The sequence below is a fragment of the Achromobacter sp. KK8 genome (genome assembly GCF_054188005.1).
This window is the reverse complement of sequence record NZ_CM135178.1, coordinates 260,484-276,773: the sequence shown is the minus strand read 5'-3', so window position 1 is coordinate 276,773 and position 16,290 is coordinate 260,484. Positions and strand designations below refer to the sequence as shown.

Sequence of the window (16,290 nt, the reverse complement as noted above, 5' to 3'; positions counted from 1 at the left end):
CATGGCCGCCCGCAAGCATGTTCAGTTGGTCTTCGGCTTCCAGACTTCGCCGATGGAGATCGACGTGAGCTTCTTCTTGCGGCCGTACCAGAGGTTGGCCAGCGCGCGCACGCCCACGACGGACGAGAACATCGAGGTCAGGATGCCCAGGCAATGGACCACCGCGAAGCCGCGGATCGGGCCGGAACCGAATGCCAGCAGGGCCAGGCCGACAATCAGCGTAGTGAGGTTGGAGTCGAGAATCGTGCCCCAGGCGCGCTCGAAGCCATGGTGGATGGCCTGCTGTGGCGACGCCCCGTTGCGCAATTCTTCGCGTATCCGCTCGTTGATCAGCACGTTCGAGTCGATCGCCATGCCCAGTGTCAGCGCGATGGCCGCGATGCCCGGCAGCGTCAGCGTGGCCTGCAGCATCGACAGCAGGGCCAGCAGCAGCAGCACGTTCAGGGTCAGGCCGACGGTCGAGAACACGCCGAACAGGTGGTAGTAGATGATGATGAAGACGGCGATGGCCAGGAAGCCGTACAGCGTCGAATGGAAGCCCTTCGAGATGTTGTCGGCGCCCAGGCTCGGGCCGATGGTGCGTTCCTCGATGATCGACATCGGCGCGGCCAGCGCGCCGGCGCGCAGCAGCAGGGCGGTGTCGGCGGCTTCCTCGGAACTCATGCTGCCCGAGATCTGCACCTGGCCGCCGGCGATTTCGCTGCGGATGACCGGGGCCGTGACCACTTCGCCCTTGCCGTTCTCGAACAGCAGGATGGCCATGCGCTTGCCGATGTTGTCGCGGGTGACGTCGCGGAAGATGCGCGCGCCCTTGGAGTCCAGCGTCAGGTGGACGGCGGCCTGCTGGGTCTGCGAATCGCGGCCGGGCTGGGCGTCCTGCAGGTTCTCACCGGTCAGGACCACCTGGCGGCGCACCAGGATCGGGCGGCCGTCGCGGTCGGAGTAGCGCTCCAGGCCGAACGGCACCGAGCCGCCCAGCAGCGCGGCCTGCGCGGCGGGCGAATCGTCGACCATGCGGATTTCGAGGGTGGCGGTGCGGCCCAGCAGTTCCTTGGCCTTGGCCACGTCCTGCACGCCGGGCAGCTGCACCACGATGCGGTCCGAGCCCTGCTGCTGGATGACCGGCTCGGCCACGCCCAGTTCGTTGATCCGGTTGTGCAGCGTGTTGATGTTCTGCTTGAGCGCCGAGTCCTGCACGCGGGTGACCGCGGCCGGGTTCAGCGCGCCCAGCAGCAGCAGCTTGCCGTTTTCTTCGCTTTCGGTGAATTCCAGGTCGGGCAGGCGGCTGCGCAGCGTCGAGATGGCGCGGTCGCGGTCCTGCGCGTTGGCGAAGCTGGCGGCCACGCTCATGCCCGAGCGCTCGACGCCGGCCACGTTGACCTTCTGGTCGCGCAGCACCGAGCGCACGTCGGCGGCCAGCGAATCGTAGCGGGCGGTCAGGGCGCCCTGCATGTCCACTTGCAGCAGGAAGTGCACGCCGCCGCGCAGGTCCAGGCCCAGGTACATGGGCTTGGGGGCGAACCAGCCCAGCGCGCGCATCCAGGTGGGCGAGGCCGGCAGCAGGTTCAGCGCCACGGTGTAGTGCGGGTCGCCCTGGACGGTATTGAGGGATTTGTCGATCAGGTCGCGCGCCTGCAGTTGCAGGTCGGTCGAGGTGAAGCGGGCGCGCACGGTGCCGAGCGTGCCATTCTGTTCGTAGTAGACCCCTTCATTGGGGATCTTGGCGTCGGTCAGGATCTGCTCGACCCGGCTCAGCATGGCCGGATCCACCTTGATGGTGGCCTTGGCGCTGGAAACCTGGACGGCGGGCGACTCGCCGTAGAAATTGGGAAGCGTATACAGCAGGCCGATAAGGACCGCAATCAGGACCGTAATGTACTTCCAGAGGGGATAGCGGTTCATTGCCGGCTACGTCATGTAAGAGTGGAGAAAAGGCCGCCCGGGCGGCTGGCGCGACGGGCGGCGGGCGGCTGCCGTCGGACCCCGGGGCCCGGCGGCGGAGCTCCTATGGGACGCTTACAGGGCCTTGATGGTTCCCTTGGGCAGAACGGTCGACACCGACGACTTCTGCATGATGATCTCGACCGGCTTGTCGGCCAGTTCCGAGACTTCGACGGTGACGTAGCTGTCGTTCACCTTGGTGACCTTGCCCAGCATGCCGCCGGCGGTGACGACTTCGTCGCCCTTGGCCAGGGCGGCGATCAGGTTGCGGTGTTCCTTCTGGCGCTTCATCTGGGGACGGATCATCAGGAAATAGAGGATCACGAACATCAGGATGATGGGCAGCATGCCCATCAGCGCATTGCCTTCGGGGGCGGCGGCCTGGGCCACGACGAGGCTGGCGGTATCGATAGCGGACATGTAATTCTCCTGCGTTTGGTCTGTTTGGGTTTGTTTATATCGTGCTGTCGACGATCTTGTTCTGCGCCCATCCCCGCGCGAGCCATGGATAGGGCAAGCCGACTATTGTAGCGAGGTTATCCCGGGCTACCAGTCACGGCCTGTGCGCAGTGATGGGGGCGGATCGCCAAATAAAAAGCCCCGACGATCTCGTGGTTTTCACTAGGTCGGCCGTCGTTTGCTCCTCCCGCTACTCCACCCCGCGCGCCCGGTCGGCCGCGAACTGCGCGCGCCAGGCATCGAAGCGGCCTTCGGCGATGGCCTCGCGCATTTCCTTCATGATGGTCAGGTAGAAATGCAGGTTGTGCAGCGTGTTCAGGCGCGCGCCGGTGATCTCGTTGGCGCGCTGCAGGTGATGCAGGTAGGCGCGCGAGAAGTTGGCGCAGGTGTGGCAGGCGCAGCTAGGGTCCAGCGGGCGGGTGTCGTCGCGGTACTTGGCGTTGCGGATCTTGACGTCGCCGAAACGGGTGAACAGCCAGCCGTTGCGGGCGTTGCGGGTCGGCATGACGCAGTCGAACATGTCGACGCCGCGGCTCACGCCCTCGACCAGGTCTTCCGGCGTGCCCACGCCCATCAGGTAGCGCGGCGCCTGGGCCGGCAGCTTGGGCGTCACGTGCGCCAGGATGCGCATCATGTCTTCCTTGGGCTCGCCCACCGACAGGCCGCCGATGGCGTAGCCGTGGAAACCGATGTCCTGCAGGCCGGCCAGGGACTCGTCGCGCAGCGATTCGTACATGCCGCCCTGCACGATGCCGAACAGCGCGTTGGGGTTCTGCAGCCGGTCGAATTCCTCGCGCGAGCGGCGCGCCCAGCGCAGCGACATGCGCATCGAGCGGGCCGCTTCCTCGACGGTCGCGGGGCGGCCGTCGATCTCGTAGGGCGTGCACTCGTCGAACACCATGACGATGTCCGAGTTCAGCGAGCGCTGGATGCGCATCGATTCCTCGGGCGTCAGGAACAGGCGGGCGCCGTCGATGGGCGAGGCGAACTTCACGCCTTCCTCGGTGATCTTGCGCATGCCCTGCAGGCTGAACACCTGGAAGCCGCCCGAGTCGGTCAGGATCGGCTTGTCCCACTGCATGAAGCCGTGCAGGCCGCCATGCTTTTCCATGATGTCCGTGCCCGGGCGCAGCCAAAGGTGGAAGGTGTTGCCCAGCACGATCTGCGAACCGATGTCCTTCAGTTCGTGCGGCATCATGGCCTTGACGCTGCCATAGGTGCCCACGGGCATGAAGATGGGCGTTTCCACCACGCCGTGGTTGAGCGTGATGCGGCCGCGGCGGGCGCCGCCGTCGGTGGCAAGCAGTTCGAAATTCAGTCCGGTCATGGGGCGGGGGATTCGATGAACATGGCGTCGCCGTAGCTGAAGAAGCGGTAGCGCTGGGCCACGGCGTGGGCGTAGGCGCGGCGGATCGGCTCGACGCCGGCCAGCGCCGACACCAGCATCAGCAGGGTCGACTGGGGCAGGTGGAAGTTGGTGACCAGGGCGTCGATGACGCGGTACTGGTAGCCGGGGGTGATGAACAGGCGCGTGTCGCCTTGGGCGGCGGCCAGCGGCAGGCCGGGAGCGGTGCGGCCCTCGGTCTGGGCGGCGGCCGATTCCAGGGCGCGCACGCTGGTGGTGCCGACCGCGATCACGCGGCCGCCGCGGGCGCGCGTTGCGGCGATGGCGTCCACCGTGGCCTGCGGCACGGTGAACCATTCGGCGTGCATGACGTGGTCGGCCAGGTTGTCCACGCGCACCGGCTGGAAGGTGCCGGCGCCCACGTGCAGCGTGACGAAGGCGCGTTCCACGCCCAGCGCCGCCAGGCGGTCCAGGGTGGGCTGGTCGAAGTGCAGGCCGGCGGTCGGCGCCGCCACGGCGCCCGGTTCGCGGGCGTAGACGGTCTGGTAGCGGTCGTCGTCGCCGGCGTCGGCGGCATGCGTGATGTAGGGCGGCAGCGGCGTCGCGCCGTGCGCGTCCAGCAATTCCAGCACCGGCCCGGGGAAGCGGATGTCGAACAGCTCGCCCTCGCGGCCCAGCACCGTGGCGTCGAAGGCGCCGGCCAGCCGCAGCACCATGCCGGCGCCGGGCGACTTGCTGGCGCGCACGTGCGCCAGCGCGCGGTCGGTGTCGGTGATGCGCTCGACCAGCACCTCGACCTTGCCGCCGGTGATCTTGTGGCCGGCCAGGCGCGCCTTGATGACGCGGGTGTCGTTGAACACCAGCAGGTCGCCGGGGCGCAACAGCCCCTCCAAGTCGGCGAACTGGCGGTCATGCAGCTGGCTGGCGCCGTCCAGGTGCAGCAGTCGGCTGCCCGTGCGCTGGGCAGCGGGTGTCTGCGCGATGAGCTCGGGAGGCAGCTCGTAGTCGAAATCGGAAACGGTAAGGGCTTGCACGCGGGTATCGGTATCAGGGGCGGGCGCGGCCTGGGCCGGCCGCCGGGCCGCCGGATGGGGCGGCGGCAAAAAAGCGAGCCGGACCTGTCGGCACGGCTCTGGGCAACTGTCTATTGTAAAGGGGCTGGCGAAAAGGGCGGGGCGGCCGGCGACGGCGGCGCCCGCGCAAGCGAGGACGGCAGGACGGGAGCGAGCGATTTTCAGGGGAAGGTGCGCCGGGGGCTGGCGCGGCGACTTAGCGCCCGCCGCGCCAGCCGAGCCGGCGCGAGCAGTCGGCCGCGGCCGCCATCAGCGCCCGCAGCGGCACGCCGTCCGGCGCCAGGTCGAAGCCGCCGTGCAATCCCAACCCGGTGATGGCGCCGGCCAGCTGGCCTTGCGCGTCCAGCACCGGCAGGGCGGCCGAGTCGATGCCGTGCAGCAGGTGGCCGCTGACGCTGGCGTAGCCGCGCTGGCGCGTGGCCTGCCAGCGCGCCCGCAGCGCGGCGGCGGGGTCGGCAGGATCCAGCGGCAGCCCGCCAGCGGCCGGATCGTCCAGCAGTTGCGCGGTGTCGGCGCCCTGGCGCCGCGCCGCGTCCCATTCGGCCAGTGCGCGCGGCAGCGCCAGCGGCTCCGGCAGCCAGGCCGCGAAGACGCGCCCGGTGGCGCTGTTGAGCAGCGGCAGCACCGAACCCACGCGCACGTTGACCGTGACCGGCAGCCGCGCGTCGCGCCACTGGACGATGGTGGGACCGTGCTGGCCCCAGACCGAGAGGAAGACGGTCTGGCCGATGGCGGCGCTCAGGTCTTCCAGGCAGCCGGCCGCCACTTTGACGAAATCCACCTCGGCCAGCGCCGCCAGCCCGGTGTGCAGCGCCTGCGGCCCGAGCCGGTAGCGGGCGCTGGCCGGATCCTGCTCGACGTAGCCGCGCCGCTCCAGCGACACCAGGTAGCGGTGCGCCTTGGCGCGCGGCATGTCCAGGCTGCGGCCCAGTTCCGACACCGACACGGCGCCGCCCAGCTCGGCCAGCCGGGTCAGGACGTCCAGGGCGATTTCGGCGGACTGGATCCCGGTGCTGCTATCTGTTGACATCAGTTCGTCTCTTATTAGAATACGTGTATCACTAAAAAATACATCAGCGTGCCGTGGCGGACAACCATCCGGGCCGGAAGACCGATTCGGGGGCGCGAGCGGACAAAGACGGAGACAAGCAATGAAGATGTCCATCTTCTCGGTGCAGGACCACTACCCCGACCAGCCCCGCAGCCTGGGCCAGCTCTACAGCCAGGTGCTGGAGCAGGCGCGCCGCGCCGAACAGCTGGGCTACGACACCTTCTGGGTGGCCGAGCACCACTTCCATGAATACGGCGCGGTGCCGAACCCGGCGGTGTTCCTGGCGGCGCTGTCGCAGCAGACGACGCGGCTGCGGCTGGGCACCGCGATCTCCATCCTCACCTTCCACAACCCGCTGACGGTGGCGGAAAACTATGCCCTGGTGGACCAGCTTTCGCAAGGTAGGCTGTCGCTGGGCGTGGGCTCGGGCTACCTGAAGCACGAGTTCGAGGGCTACGCCGTCGATCCGGCCACCAAGCGCGAGCGCTTCGACGAGAACCTGATGCTGGTCGAGCGCCTGCTGGCCGGCGAGCGCGTCAGCCACGAAGGCAAGTTCAACCGCATCCACGAGGTGCGCCTGAACGTGCAGCCGGTGCAGCAGCCGGTGCCCGTCTACGTGGCGATCCTGCGCCGCGAGGCCGCCTACCACGTCGGCCGCCAGGGCCGCCGCATGCTGTTCGTGCCGTACGCGGCGGTGGACAACTTCGAAGAGATCGGCCTGATGATGCAGGACTACCGCCGCGGCCTGGCCGAGGCCGGCATCGAGGATGCCACGGGCATGGCGGCGGTGGCGCTGCACACCCACGTGGCCGAGACCGACGACGAGGCCCGCGAACGCGCCGCCCGCGCCTTCGACCTGTACGTGGACACCCGGCTGTACGCGCGCAAGCAGGTCTACGACGACATCATCGCCAGCGGCCTGTCGCTGTTCGGCTCGCCCCGCACCGTGGCCGACAAGCTGGCGCGGCTGGCCGACATGGGCCTGGACCACGTGATGAGCCTGCACAACTTCGGCCTGATGCCGCAGGACCTCGTGCTGGACTCGATGCAGCGGTTGATGGCCGAGGCCATGCCGCTGTCGGGCGTGCGCCCGGCCAGCACGGTGCCGGCCTGAGCGGCGGCCGCGGGGAAGCCGCCATGCCTGCCAGCGACGATCTCAGCCCGCTTCGTCTGCGCCGGGCGCTGGGGCGCTACGCCACCGGCGTCACGGTGGTGACCGCCGCGGGCGCCGACGGGCCGATCGGCCTCACGGTCAACTCCTTCGCGCCCGTCTCGCTGGAGCCGCCCCTGGTGCTGTGGAGCCTGCGCCGCGCCAGCATCCACTACGCCGACTTCACCACCCGCGGCGGCTTCGCCATCCATGTGCTGGGGGCGCCGCAGCGCGACCTGGCGCGGGTGTTCTCGCAACCCGTGGCGGACCGCTATGCCGGGCTGGACTGGTATGCCACCGAGGACGGCATCCCCGTGTTCGACGCCTGCGCCGCCCGCTTCGAGTGCGCCACCCGCCAGGTGCTGGAAGTGGGCGACCACGCCGTGCTGATCGGCGAGGTGCGGCGCCTGCACGCGCCGGACGACCACGGCGGCGCCCTGGTTTTCCATGACGGCGCTTTCCTGTCGCACCGGGGGGATCCCGTCGTATAACGCTTTCTACGCCGTAGCGGATCGGCAAGACGCATAACGATATCCGCGCCCCAAAGGAGATACCGCATGACCCCTCGTAGCACTCTGACGGCCGCGTTGGCGGCCCTGCTGGTCGCGGGCGCCGCGCCCGCGCTGGCGCAGGTGAAGATCGGCGCCACCCTGTCCACCACCGGCCCCCAGGCGTCCCTGGGCATTCCCGAACGCAACACCATCGGCCTGCTGCCCACCGAGATCGGCGGCGTCAAGGTCGAATACGTGGTGCTGGACGACGCCTCCGACACGACCCGCGCGGTCAGCAATTCGCACAAGCTGATCTCCGAGAACAAGGTCGACCTGATCGTCGGCTCGACCACCACCCCCAACACCATGGCCATGCTGGACACGGTGGCCAGCGGCGCAACGCCGGTGATCACGCTGGCCTCGTCGGCGCGCCTGATCGATCCGGTGGACGACAAGCGCCGCTGGGTCTTCAAGACGCCGCATTCCGATTCCCTGATGGCCGAGGGCATCGCCCGCCACGCCGCCGCCAATGGCGTCAAGAAGCTGGCCTTCATCGGCTTCAACAACGCCCTGGGCGAGACTTTCTGGGTGGAAGTGGAAAAGGCCGCCAAGCAGCACGGCATCGAGATCGTCGGCAAGGAAAGCTTCGCGCCCACCGACACCTCGGCGGTGGCGCAGACGCTGAAGCTGGTCGGCGCCGCCCCGGACGCGGTGGTGGTGGGCGCCTCCGGCACGCCGGCGGCGATGCCGGCGCGCTCGCTGCGCGAACGCGGCTTCAAGGGCAAGATCTACTTCAACCACGGCGTGGCCAACAACGACTTCCTGCGCGTCTGCGGCGCCGCCTGCGACGGCGCCTGGGTGCCGGTGGGGCCGGTGATGGTGGCCGACCTGCTGCCGGACACCCATCCGGTCAAGGCCACGGCCCAGGCCTTCGCCAAAAAGTACGAGGCCGCCAACGGCGCGGGCAGCGTGTCGCTGTTCGCCGCCTACACCTGGGACGTCGGCCTGCTGCTGCAGCAGGCCGTGCCGGTGGCGCTGAAAAAGGCCAAGCCCGGCACCGCGGAATTCCGCGCGGCGCTGCGCGACGCCCTGGAGAACGTCAAGAACCTGCCGACCGCCACCGGCGTGGTCAACATGGGCGCCACCGACCACAACGGCCTGGACGAGCGCGCCCTGGTCATGGCGACCGTGGCCGGCGGCAAGTGGAAATTGCAGCAGTAGTGCCACGGCGAAGGCGGCCGGCGCCGGCGTTCGGCCCGTGTCGCCGCCCGTAACCGTCCCAGGTTTTGTATGCTCACGGTTTTGCAGGACGAGCAACCGGGTGGACAGGGCATGACGGGACTAGGGAAAAAGCGTGTGGGCGGGCCGCGGCAATGGCTGGCCGGTGGACTGCTGGCCCTGGCCGCCGGCGCCGCCTGCGCCCAGGTGCCGGGCCTGCCGCCCAGCGTGGTCAACGCCTGGAAGGCCAGCAAGCTGCCGGACAGTTCGCTGTCGCTGGTGGTGCAGGAAGTCGGCGGCCCGCGCCTGGCGGCCCTGAACGCCAAGGAAGCGCGCAATCCGGCCTCGGTGATGAAGCTGGTCACGACCTGGGCGGCGCTGTCCGAACTGGGCCCCAACTACGTCTGGCGCACCGCCTTCATGACCGAGCCGGGCGCCCGGCCCGACGCCAAGGGCGTGCTGCCGGGGCCGCTCTACCTGCGCGCCGGCGGCGATCCGCAATTCCTGATGCAGGACCTGTGGGTGCTGCTGCGCGAACTGCGCCTGCGCGGCGTCAAGCAGATCAACGACCTGGTGATCGACCGCAGCATCTTCGGCCAGGTCGCCACCGACCCCGGCGCCTTCGACGGCGCGCCCGACCGCGCCTACAACGCCAGCCCCGACGCCCTGATGGTGGGCTTTGGCGCCGTGCGCATCCTGTTCACCCCCGATCCCGCCGCCAACAAGTGGGTGCCGCTGATCGACCCGCCGCTGCCCGGTTTGAAGATCGAGGGCCGGGTCGAATGGAGCGATGCCCGTTGCCCGGGCGCGCCGGTGGTCACCACCGATCCGGTCATCACCCAGCAGGGCGTGACCCTGCGCGTGGGCGGCAAGGTGGCCGGCTCCTGCGGTGAATTCGACCTGTACCGGCTGGCGCTGTCGCAGACCGACTACGCCACCGAGCTGTTCCGCCTGCTGTGGAAGGAACTGGGCGGCACCTTCAAGGGCCAGGTGCGCGCCGGCATGGTGCCTGGCGATGCCGTGGTGCTGGCCTCGCACGATTCGCCGACGCTGGCCGAGGTGATCCGCCAGATCAACAAGCGCAGCAACAACGTCATGGCGCGCACGCTGCTGCTGACCCTGGGCGCCGAGAAGGGCCGCCGGCCGGCCACCGTGGCCAGCAGCGGCGCCGTGGCCAAGGACCTGCTGGCGCGGCAAGGCCTGGACATGCCCGAACTGGTGATCGACAACGGCGCCGGCCTGTCGCGCGACGCGCGGGTCTCGGCCGACAGCCTGGCCTCGATGCTGACCCTGGCCTGGAATTCCCCCGTCATGCCGGAGTACATTTCATCCCTCGCGATCGCGGGCGTCGACGGCACGGTGCGGCGCCGCATGAAAGGCGATGGCACCCTGGGCATGGCCCACCTGAAAACCGGCTCGCTGCGCGACGTGCGCTCGATCGCCGGCTACGTGCTGGGCGCCAGCGGCAAGCGCTACGTGGTGGTCAGCATCGTCAACCACGAGCAGGCCGGCGCCGTGCGGGCCTTCGACGACGCCCTGATCGCCTGGCTGGCCGAACAATAAAGGTTGACGCGGCCCCCTGCATCCTCCTGCCAAACCGATTACGATTCTCGGGCGTGCGCCATGTTGTGGCGGCGCCTGAGGCGAACCAACCCTGCTTATCAATATTCTGGAGATTTACGCACATGCCCGTGCACGAAATCCGCCATCCGCTGATCCGCCACAAGCTCGGGATCATGCGCCGCGCCGACCTCAGTACCAAGAGCTTCCGTGAACTGTCGCAGGAAGTGGGCGCGCTGCTCACTTACGAGGCGTCCAAGGACCTGCCGCTGGCGCCCGCCACCGTCGAAGGCTGGTGTGGCGCCGTGCAGGTCGAGAAGATCGCCGGCAAGAAAGTCACCGTGGTGCCCATCCTGCGCGCCGGCATCGGCATGCTGGACGGCGTGCTCAGCCTGATCCCGGGCGCCAAGGTCAGCGTGGTGGGCGTGGCCCGCAACGAAGAGACGCTCGAAGCGCACACCTACCTGGAACGCCTGGTGGGCGAGCTGGACCAGCGCCTGGCGCTGATCGTCGACCCGATGCTGGCCACCGGCGGCTCCATGGTCGCCGCCATCGACCTGCTCAAGCGCGCCGGCTGCAAGGAAATCCGCGCGCTGGTGCTGGTGGCCGCGCCGGTCGGCATCGACGCGGTGCTGTCCAAGCACCCGGACGTGCATATCTACACCGCGTCCATCGACGACGGCCTGAACGAGCACGGCTACATCATGCCGGGCCTGGGCGACGCCGGCGACCGCATCTTCGGCACCACCCAGAAGACCGACTGAGTCCTGCCGGGCGGCGTGGCCGGGGCCTTGCGGCAGCCGTCGCCGGCCGCTACGCCGCCAGCCTTTGCGGCGCGCCTTCCAGGTGCTCGCCGAACCAATGCAGTGATTGCGCCAGTCCCGCCACCTCGCCCACGATCAGCAGGGCGGGGGAACGGATGGCGTGCGCCCGCGCCAGTTGCGGCAGGTCGCGCAGCGCGCCCGACAGCACCCGCTGCTCGGGCCGGCTGCCGTTTTCGATCAGCGCGAACGGCGTCTCCGGCGCGCGGCCGTGGCGGATCAAGCGCTGCGTCAGCAATTCCAGCTGGCCCACGCCCATGTAGAACGCCAGCGTCTGCCGCTCGCGCGCCAACGCCGGCCAGTCCAGATTGTCCTCGTCCTCGCGGCAGTGCGCCGTCACCAGGCGCACCGATTGCGCGTGCTCGCGGTGCGTCAGCGGAATGCCGGCATAGGCCGCACAGGCCAGCGCCGCGGTGATGCCGGGCACGACCTCGTAGCGCACGCCATGCGCGCGCAGATGTTCCAGTTCCTCGCCGCCGCGGCCGAAGATGAAGGCGTCGCCCCCCTTCAGGCGCACCACGCGGCGGCCGGCGCGGGCGTGCTCGACCAGCAGGGCGTGGATGCGCGCCTGCGTGGCGTGGTGGTCCTCGCCCGGCAGCTTGCCCACCGCAACGCGCTCGGCGTCGCGGCGCGCCAGCGACATGACCTCGTCGCTGACCAGCCGGTCGTACAGGATCACGTCGGCTTCGTTCAGCGCGCGCAGCGCCTTCAGCGTCAGCAGGCCGGGGTCGCCGGGGCCGGCGCCCACCAGCACCACGCTGCCCTCGGCCGGCCTGAGCGGCTGGGCCAGCGCCGCGTCCAGCGCGGCCGCGGCGGCCTCGGGCCGCTGCTGGCGCAGCAGGCCGGCCACCGGGCCGTCCAGCAGCCAGTCGTAGAAGCGGCGCCGCGCGCCCAGGTCGGGATGGCCGGCGCGGATGCGCGCGCGGTAGCGTTCGGCCAGCGCCGCCAGGCGGCCCAGGCTGTGGTCGAACAGCGATTCGATGCGTTCGCGCAGGCGCCGCGCCAGCACCGGCGCCACCCCTGACGACGAGATGGCGACGATCACGGGCGAACGGTCGACGATGGACGGCACCTGGAACGAGGACAGCTCGGGGTCATCCACCACATTGCTGAAAATGCGGCGGGCCTGGGCGGCGGCGGAGACCGTGGCGTTGACGTCGCGGTCGTCGGTGGCGGCCACCACCAGCCAGGCGCCCTCGAGCCACGCGGGGTCGAAACGGCCGGGCAGGTGGCGGATGCGGCCGTCGGCCAGCAAGGCCTCCAGGGCCGGCGTCAATTCGGGGGCGCCGACGGCGACCGCGGCATGGGCTTCGAGCAGGGCCAGCGTCTTGCGCTCGGCCACCGCGCCACCGCCCACGACCAGCACGGGCCGGTCTTTCAGATCGGCAAAAATCGGGAAAAGCTTCATCACGCAGCCTCGGGCGCACCCGGCAGAAGGTCAAACGATCATAGGGACCGGGTTTCATCCCCACAACTTCTGATTTCTTGAATCCATATAGCCATAACTTATTTGGCGTGGCGCGCATGCGCGTTGCGCCGCCTCAAGCCATGCAAGTTCCATGCCCGCGCCGGGGAAGCGGCGCGATGCAACGCCGGTGTCCGCGGGCGCGCTGCCCGGAAATGCGGAAAAAGGCGGCGGCCGGCAGGGGGCAGGGCAGCCGGGCCATCGAACACAGGAACTGCCGTGGCGCGCACATCGATGGTGCGCCGCCGCATTCGTTTACGCACCAAGTTGGATCGCGGGTCCCGCCGTCGCCATCGGGCCTGGCCCGCGACCTGCGCCCGCGCCACTGCCGTGGACGCCCGCAAAGCCAGTGGGCACGCGGGCGCAGGGCCGCCGCGCCGGTCATGCGAGGCGCCTTGGCACGCGGATTGCTTAACGGTTCATGGGCGGGCCGCGAGCGGCTCGACCACGCCAAGCGCCGCGACAGCGGCAGGGAACAACGACGTTCCGCGGCGCCAGCGGGTTGTTCCCGCGCGGCGCGCGGGACGTTTTTTTTTGCCAGGAGCCCCGTATGACGCCAGTGAAACCCCGCCTTCCCGCCTCCGCCGCGGACCCGGATTCGACCACCGACGCCAGCCGCCGCAAGTGGCTGGCCGGCACCGCGCGCGCCGTGGCGGGCGCCGGCCTGCTGTCGCTGGTCGACCCGCTGGTGCGCGCCGGCGCCTGGGCCGCCGGCAGCGACGCGCCCGAACAGGCCGAGGTGAAGATCGGCTTCATTCCGCTGACCGACTGCGCCTCGGTCGTCATGGCCTCGGTGCTGGGCATCGACAAGAAATATGGCGTGACCATCACGCCGTCCAAGGAAGCCTCGTGGGCGGCCGTGCGCGACAAGCTGCTGAACGGCGAACTGGCGATGGCGCACGTGCTCTATGGCCTGATCTACGGCGTGCAGATGGGCATCGGCGGGCCCAGGAAGGACATGGCCGTGCTGATGAACCTGAACCAGAATGGCCAGGCCATCACCCTGTCGAGCAAGCTGTCGCAGGCCGGCGCCCGCGACGGTGAATCGCTCGCCAGGCTGATGGCGTCCGAGAAGCGCGAATACACCTTCGCCCAGACCTTTCCCACCGGCACCCACGCCATGTGGCTGTACTACTGGCTGGCCGCCTATGGCATCGACCCGATGAAGGACGCCAAGGTCATCACCGTGCCGCCGCCGCAGATGGTGGCCAACATGCGCGTGGGCAACATGGACGGTTTCTGCGTCGGCGAACCATGGGGCGCGCGCGCCATCCTCGACAAGATCGGCTTCACCGCGGTGACGACCCAGGCGATCTGGACCGACCATCCCGAGAAAGTGCTGGGCACCAGCGCAGACTTCGTGGCGCGCAACCCCAACACCGCGCGCGCCGTCACCGCCGCGATCCTGGAAGCCGGCAAGTGGATCGACGCCTCGCCCGAGAACCGCCGCAAGACGGCCGAGACCATCGCCGCCAAGTCATACGTCAACACCGACGCCAGCGGCATCGTCGACCGCATGCTGGGCCAGTACGACGACGGCCTGGGCAAGCGCTGGAGCGACGCGCACCCGATGCGCTTTTCGGGCGACGGCGCGGCCAACTTCCCCTACCTGAGCGATGGCATGTGGTTCCTGACCCAGCACAAGCGCTGGGGCTTGCTCAAGGAACATCCCGACTATCTGGCCACCGCGCGCCAGGTCAACCGCATCGACGTCTACAGACAGGCCGCGCAGGCCGCCGGCATCGCCGTGCCCGCCGGCGAGATGCGCAGTTCCAAGCTGATCGACGGCGTGGTCTGGGACGGCAGCAATCCGGCGGCCTATGCCGACGCTTTCAAGGTCAAGGCCTGAGCGCCGCCACGCAGAGGAGAGACTCGCCATGTCTACCGTAACGAGTATGGAACGGGCCGCCGCCGCGCCGGCGCCGCAGCCTGCCGCGCCCGCCACGCCCCCCCCCGCAATGGGCCGATGCCTGGCGCGAACGGCTGGAAGCGGCGCTGCGCGCCGTGGTCGGCCCGGTGGCCGGTTTCGCGCTGTTCGTGCTGGTCTGGCAGGTGGTCGCCATGCGCATCCCGGAGATCCCCACGCCGGGCGTGACCTGGCAGGCGGCGGTGGCATTGTTCTCGGATCCGTTCTACGACAACGGTCCCAACGACAAGGGCATCGGCTGGAACCTGCTGGCCTCGCTGCAGCGGGTCGGCATCGGCTTCGGCCTGGCCGCGCTGGTGGGCATCCCGGTGGGCTTTGCCATTGGCCGCTACGCGCCGGTGCGGGCGATGTTCTCGCCCATTGTCAGCCTGTTGCGGCCGGTGTCGCCGCTGGCGTGGCTGCCGCTCGGCCTGCTGCTGTTCAAGGCCGCCAACCCGGCCGCGATCTGGGCGATCTTCATCTGTTCGATCTGGCCCATGATCATCAACACGGCGGTCGGCGTGTCGCGCGTGCCGCAGGACTACCTGAACGTGGCGCGCGTGCTCAACCTGTCGGAATGGAAGGTCACCACCAAGGTGCTGCTGCCGGCCGTGCTGCCGTACATGCTGACCGGCGTGCGGCTGTCCATCGGCACCGCCTGGCTGGTGATCGTGGCGGCCGAGATGCTGACCGGCGGCACCGGCATCGGCTTCTGGCTGTGGGATGAGTGGAACAACCTGAAGGTCGAGCACATCGTCATCGCCATTTTCGTGATCGGCATCGTCGGGCTGATCCTGGAAACGCTGCTGGTCGCGCTGGCCCGCCGCTTCACCTACACCGAGGAGTAGCGCCGTGAAGAAATTCGTACGCATCGAACGCGTGGGCCAGACCTTCGCCACCCGCAAGGGCGCCTTCGTCGCGCTGCGCGACATCGACCTGACGGTGGAGCAGGGCGAGTTCATCACCCTGATCGGCCATTCCGGTTGCGGCAAGTCCACCTTGCTGAACCTGATCGCCGGCCTGACCCGTCCGACCAGCGGCGTGTTGCTGTGCGCCGAGCGCGAAATCACCGGCCCCGGCCCGGACCGCGCCGTGGTGTTCCAGAACCATTCGCTGCTGCCCTGGCTGACCTGCTTCCAGAACGTGCACCTGGCGGTGGAACGGGTCTTCGGCGCCTCGGAAAAGCGCGCCCAGCTGGCCGAGCGCACCCGCGCCGCGCTGGACCTGGTGGGCCTGCTGCCGGCGCAGAACAAGCTGCCGCGCGAGATCTCGGGCGGCATGAAGCAGCGCGTCGGCATCGCCCGCGCGCTCGCCATCGAGCCGGGCGTGCTGCTGATGGACGAGCCGTTCGGCGCGCTCGACGCGCTGACCCGCGCGCACCTGCAGGACGAACTGCTCAAGATCGTCGCCAAGACCCGCACCACCACCATCATGGTGACCCACGACGTGGACGAGGCGGTGCTGCTGTCCGACCGCATCGTCATGCTGACCAACGGGCCGGCCGCGACCATCGGCGAAATCCTGCCGGTGCCGCTGCCGCGCCCGCGCGACCGGGTGCGCCTGGCCAACGATCCTGTCTATCTGTCGTGCCGCGCGGCGGTGGTCGATTTCCTGCACCGGCGCCATGGCAACCCGGAACGCGCCCAGGCTGCCGTGGCGCTGGCCGCCGTGCCCGATGAGGATATCGACGCCGAGGCCGGTGCGGCCACCGGCTCGCGGGCCGTGGCCTAGCGAGGGGATCGATAGGCACGGGCGCCGCGCCTACGCCGGCGGGTCGCCCGGTCGCCCGGTCGTGGCGAGCCGTCGCGGG

14 protein-coding genes are annotated in these 16,290 nt (G+C 69.5%); 8 read left to right on the top strand and 6 right to left on the bottom strand.

The genetic code is table 11. The features are described from left to right. Window positions 1-21: 21 nt before the first annotated feature. From secD to ACVN9Z_RS01305, 5 genes are all read right to left on the bottom strand, one after another. Window positions 22-1,902 carry a protein translocase subunit SecD gene (secD, locus tag ACVN9Z_RS01325; protein WP_006386648.1) on the bottom strand — a complete coding sequence of 627 codons (1,881 nt, stop codon included), beginning with the start codon at window positions 1,900-1,902 and terminating at the stop codon, window positions 22-24. A gap of 114 nt (window positions 1,903-2,016) precedes the next feature. After that, a complete protein-coding gene (yajC, locus tag ACVN9Z_RS01320) occupies window positions 2,017-2,361 on the bottom strand; it encodes a preprotein translocase subunit YajC (RefSeq protein ID WP_006386647.1) in 345 nt (114 codons plus the stop codon). Window positions 2,362-2,590: 229 nt separating this feature from the next. Then, complete coding sequence (gene tgt / locus ACVN9Z_RS01315; RefSeq protein WP_049051050.1) at window positions 2,591-3,727, bottom strand: tRNA guanosine(34) transglycosylase Tgt; 1,137 nt, start codon at window positions 3,725-3,727, stop codon at window positions 2,591-2,593. After that, window positions 3,724-4,779 (bottom strand): tRNA preQ1(34) S-adenosylmethionine ribosyltransferase-isomerase QueA, encoded by a 1,056-nt coding sequence (gene queA, locus ACVN9Z_RS01310; RefSeq protein ID WP_238876704.1) that lies wholly within the window; start codon window positions 4,777-4,779, stop codon window positions 3,724-3,726. The genes tgt and queA overlap by 4 nt, the downstream gene beginning before the upstream one ends. Window positions 4,780-5,014: 235 nt before the next feature. Further along, window positions 5,015-5,848, bottom strand: coding sequence for an IclR family transcriptional regulator (locus ACVN9Z_RS01305; RefSeq protein WP_054439640.1), 834 nt, complete (start codon window positions 5,846-5,848; stop codon window positions 5,015-5,017). A 121-nt stretch (window positions 5,849-5,969) separates the two neighbouring features. Here ACVN9Z_RS01305 and ACVN9Z_RS01300 point away from each other — a divergent pair, with 121 nt between their 5' ends. The 5 genes from ACVN9Z_RS01300 (at window position 5,970) to upp (ending at window position 11,052) form a co-directional block, all read left to right on the top strand. Next, window positions 5,970-6,983 carry an LLM class flavin-dependent oxidoreductase gene (locus ACVN9Z_RS01300; protein WP_024070172.1) on the top strand — a complete coding sequence of 338 codons (1,014 nt, stop codon included), beginning with the start codon at window positions 5,970-5,972 and terminating at the stop codon, window positions 6,981-6,983. 23 nt (window positions 6,984-7,006) lie between these two features. Next, a complete protein-coding gene (locus ACVN9Z_RS01295; protein ID WP_006386642.1) occupies window positions 7,007-7,510 on the top strand; it encodes a flavin reductase family protein in 504 nt (167 codons plus the stop codon). Between the two features lie 66 nt (window positions 7,511-7,576). Continuing rightward, window positions 7,577-8,731, top strand: coding sequence for an ABC transporter substrate-binding protein (locus ACVN9Z_RS01290; RefSeq protein ID WP_024070171.1), 1,155 nt, complete (start codon window positions 7,577-7,579; stop codon window positions 8,729-8,731). 111 nt (window positions 8,732-8,842) lie between these two features. Further along, window positions 8,843-10,291, top strand: a complete 1,449-nt coding sequence (dacB, locus tag ACVN9Z_RS01285; protein WP_035182572.1) for a D-alanyl-D-alanine carboxypeptidase/D-alanyl-D-alanine endopeptidase — start codon at window positions 8,843-8,845, stop codon at window positions 10,289-10,291. A 122-nt stretch (window positions 10,292-10,413) separates the two neighbouring features. After that, window positions 10,414-11,052, top strand: coding sequence for a uracil phosphoribosyltransferase (gene upp, locus ACVN9Z_RS01280; RefSeq protein WP_006386639.1), 639 nt, complete (start codon window positions 10,414-10,416; stop codon window positions 11,050-11,052). A gap of 49 nt (window positions 11,053-11,101) precedes the next feature. Here the strand turns inward: upp and cysG are convergent, their stop codons facing one another. Continuing rightward, window positions 11,102-12,517 (bottom strand): siroheme synthase CysG, encoded by a 1,416-nt coding sequence (gene cysG / locus ACVN9Z_RS01275; RefSeq protein WP_024070170.1) that lies wholly within the window; start codon window positions 12,515-12,517, stop codon window positions 11,102-11,104. Window positions 12,518-13,124: 607 nt separating this feature from the next. Between cysG and ACVN9Z_RS01270 the strand changes: the two genes are divergently transcribed. The 3 genes from ACVN9Z_RS01270 (at window position 13,125) to ACVN9Z_RS01260 (ending at window position 16,211) form a co-directional block, all read left to right on the top strand. After that, window positions 13,125-14,423: a CmpA/NrtA family ABC transporter substrate-binding protein gene (locus ACVN9Z_RS01270; RefSeq protein ID WP_241061031.1), complete on the top strand. Its 1,299-nt coding sequence runs from the start codon at window positions 13,125-13,127 to the stop codon at window positions 14,421-14,423. 134 nt (window positions 14,424-14,557) lie between these two features. After that, window positions 14,558-15,328, top strand: a complete 771-nt coding sequence (gene ntrB / locus ACVN9Z_RS01265) for a nitrate ABC transporter permease (RefSeq protein ID WP_054470876.1) — start codon at window positions 14,558-14,560, stop codon at window positions 15,326-15,328. 4 nt (window positions 15,329-15,332) lie between these two features. Then, window positions 15,333-16,211: an ABC transporter ATP-binding protein gene (locus ACVN9Z_RS01260; RefSeq protein WP_020926678.1), complete on the top strand. Its 879-nt coding sequence runs from the start codon at window positions 15,333-15,335 to the stop codon at window positions 16,209-16,211. Window positions 16,212-16,290: the final 79 nt, after the last annotated feature.

Excerpts from the sequence above, each read along its gene's own strand:
- secD (WP_006386648.1), bottom strand. The coding sequence starts at position 1,902 with ATGAACCGCTATCCCCTCTGGAAGTACATTACGGTCCTGATTGCGGTC.
- yajC (WP_006386647.1), bottom strand. The coding sequence starts at position 2,361 with ATGTCCGCTATCGATACCGCCAGCCTCGTCGTGGCCCAGGCCGCCGCC.
- tgt (WP_049051050.1), bottom strand. The coding sequence starts at position 3,727 with ATGACCGGACTGAATTTCGAACTGCTTGCCACCGACGGCGGCGCCCGC.
- ACVN9Z_RS01305 (WP_054439640.1), bottom strand. The coding sequence starts at position 5,848 with ATGTCAACAGATAGCAGCACCGGGATCCAGTCCGCCGAAATCGCCCTG.
- ACVN9Z_RS01300 (WP_024070172.1), top strand. The coding sequence starts at position 5,970 with ATGAAGATGTCCATCTTCTCGGTGCAGGACCACTACCCCGACCAGCCC.
- ACVN9Z_RS01295 (WP_006386642.1), top strand. The coding sequence starts at position 7,007 with ATGCCTGCCAGCGACGATCTCAGCCCGCTTCGTCTGCGCCGGGCGCTG.
- ACVN9Z_RS01290 (WP_024070171.1), top strand. The coding sequence starts at position 7,577 with ATGACCCCTCGTAGCACTCTGACGGCCGCGTTGGCGGCCCTGCTGGTC.
- dacB (WP_035182572.1), top strand. The coding sequence starts at position 8,843 with ATGACGGGACTAGGGAAAAAGCGTGTGGGCGGGCCGCGGCAATGGCTG.
- upp (WP_006386639.1), top strand. The coding sequence starts at position 10,414 with ATGCCCGTGCACGAAATCCGCCATCCGCTGATCCGCCACAAGCTCGGG.
- cysG (WP_024070170.1), bottom strand. The coding sequence starts at position 12,517 with ATGAAGCTTTTCCCGATTTTTGCCGATCTGAAAGACCGGCCCGTGCTG.
- ACVN9Z_RS01270 (WP_241061031.1), top strand. The coding sequence starts at position 13,125 with ATGACGCCAGTGAAACCCCGCCTTCCCGCCTCCGCCGCGGACCCGGAT.